The organism is Bacillus cereus group sp. BfR-BA-01524 (genome assembly GCF_022662595.1).
GTDB classification, from domain to species: Bacteria; Bacillota; Bacilli; order Bacillales; family Bacillaceae_G; genus Bacillus_A; species Bacillus_A thuringiensis_S.
On sequence record NZ_JAKUDW010000199.1, the window covers coordinates 1 to 2,890 of the forward strand.

Sequence of the window (2,890 nt, forward strand, 5' to 3'; positions counted from 1 at the left end):
GTCAAAAGATATTGATGACAGAACTAATGAACCTTGTCCACCATTCCCTTTATAATAATTTTGAGTGCACCAATTTAAATAATTTGTTAATCCTCGATGTGGAACCATGACCCCTTTTGGTTTTCCAGTAGATCCTGAAGTATAAATTACATAAGCTAGATTATGCACTTGAACTTCCCCTATTAAATCCGAAGTCCTCATTTTTTCAATTTCATTCCAATCCGTATCTAAACAAATAACCTTCACTTTATCTTTATGAATTCTATTAGATAAGCCCTGATGGGAAAGAACAATTGGTACCATAGAGTCTTCTAACATATAATGAATTCTTGCTGATGGAGCATTTGGATCAATTGGTACATATGCTCCACCTGCCTTTAAAACCCCAAAAATTCCTATAATTAGATCTAAAGAACGTTCCATGGAAATACCTACCATAACTTCTGGACCTACCCCTTGACCTTTTAAATAATGAGCTAACTGATTAGATTTTTTATTTAATTCATCATAAGTTAATGAAGCATCCCCATATTGTACTGCTATATTGTTCGGTACTTTTTTGACCTGTTCTTCAAATAGTTCAGGTAGAGTAGTATCTATCTGTAAATTATTTATTACATTATGTTTTCTTTTAATTATTTGATTCAATTCTTCTTTGTTTATTAATGATAATTGGTTTAATTTTATGTTGGGATTTTCAATTACCTGTTCTAATATAGACAGATAATGTTTAGAAATACGTTGAATGGTACTTTTTCTAAATAAACTAGTGTTGTAGTTAAAAGTTCCAGATACCTTATCTTCCTCCTCAATCATAGATAAGGTCAAATCAAACTTTGCAACATTAATATTTAATTTCTCAGGCCTAACTTTTACACCTGACATTTCAATTATATTTTGTGTTTGTTTCTCTAAAGCAAAAACAGTTTGAAAAAGTACAGAGCTATTACTCTGACGTTCTGGTACAATTTCTGCAACAATATTTTCAAATGGAATATCTTGATTCGAATATGCTCCTAGGCATGTTTGTTTTACTTCTTGTAATAGTTCCCTAAAACACATATCTTTTCTCACTCTAGTACGCAATGCTAACGTATTTACAAAAAAACCTATTAATGGTTCAATTTCTAAATGATTTCGATTTGCAATTGGTGTACCCACAATAATATCTTCTTGTTTACTATATTTATATAACAAAATATTATACGCCGCTAATAACAGCATATACAATGTACCACCCTCCTGTTGGGATAAGGTTCTTAATTTCTCTACTAACCCTTTAGGAATTGTGATATATTCTTCGTCTCCATTATATGTTGCTTTATTAGGTCTTGAAAAATCTCTTGGTAAATCAAGCACAGGTAGATTGCCACTCAATTGTTTTTTCCAATAATTCAATTGTTCTTGTTGCTTGGAACCTTTTAACCATCCCTTTTGCCAAATAGAAAAATCAGCATATTGCATTGTTAATGGTAATAAAGGGGAATTGTTTCCTTTTATAAATGCATTATAAACTTTCGAAATTTCTTGAATTAAAATTCCAACAGACCATCCATCTCCAACAATATGATGCATATTTAGCAACATCCAATATTCTTTTTCTTCTACTTGCCAAATATTTGCACGTACAAGGGGACCTATCTCAAGATTAAAAGGTTTTTTTGCAACCTTTTTTATCTGTTCATCAGAAATTTTTTGTCTTTCCTCTTTAGAATACGCCCGAAGATCAACATATTTAACTTTTATTGACAAATTTGGATTTACAATTTGGATTGGCTGCTCGTCCATTAATAAAAAAGTAGTGCGTAAAATTTCATGTCTTTGTATAATTTCATTTAAACTTTTTTCAAAAACATTAATATCAAAGTCTCCTTCTATCTTCAGAAGAAACGGCATATTATACGTTGAAGAACCGGGTTCTAATTGATCAAAAAACCAAAGTCTTTGCTGAGCAAAAGATAGAACAGGAAGGTCACTTTCCATCCTCTTTTTCATAATATTTTTAGGACTATTCCGTTTTAATCGATCCATTAAAAATTTTTTCTTCTCTGGGGATAATGATTCTAATTTTGCAAATAAATCTTCCTTTCTTTCCATAAACGCACCTCCATTATTAAAAAGTATATTTCGTAATATAACACTCTTCTGAAATTAATAAATTATCTACTCTTGATGATTTATTAATATTGATAATGCTTTATCTGACATCATTTCATCTGTATCCTCTAAATCTTTTAGTAAATCCATCAACTCTTTATCTTGCTCCAGCTCTAGTTCTTGTTTCACAATCAAAACAAATTCCTCTAAGGTAGTAACTTCAAATATTATCTTTAATGGTAATTCTATTTTCAATTTGTTTCTTACTAGCGAAATAAATTTTGTTGCTAGTAAAGATTCCCCACCACTTTTAAAGAAATTATCTTTCATGCTAACCTTCTTATATCCCAATACTTCGCCCCAAATCATTGCAATTTCTTTCTCTAAATCAGTTATTGGTTCTACAAATTTCTGATCATCCCCACTAAATATTGGTTTTGGTAACCGTCTTCTATCAATTTTCCCATTTGGAGTTAATGGAAGTTCTTCTAATACTACAAACTTTGCTGGTATCATATAATCTGGTACATGTTTTTTCATATATTCATAAAGAAAATCCCATTGCATCATGTGTTTATATTTTGGTACAACATATGCTATTAATTTTTTATTCTCATTTTCCTCATAAACATTAACAACTACACTTGAAATTGCATCGTGATTACTTAAAATACTTTCAATTTCTCCTAATTCAATTCTAAATCCTCTCAATTTAACTTGTTGATCTATGCGGTCAATATACTCAAGATTTCCATTTGGTAAATAACGTACTATATCTCCAGTTTTATACAAT

At 30.2% G+C, this 2,890-nt stretch carries 2 protein-coding genes; both read right to left on the reverse strand.

The window, feature by feature from the left end; genetic code table 11:
• A partial coding sequence (locus MR170_RS30205) for a non-ribosomal peptide synthetase (RefSeq protein ID WP_242310567.1) occupies positions 1-2,097 on the reverse strand: 2,097 nt, incomplete at its 3' end.
• A gap of 66 nt (positions 2,098-2,163) precedes the next feature.
• Positions 2,164-2,890: AMP-binding enzyme (locus MR170_RS30210; protein ID WP_242310569.1), on the reverse strand; the 727-nt coding region annotated here is incomplete at its 5' end.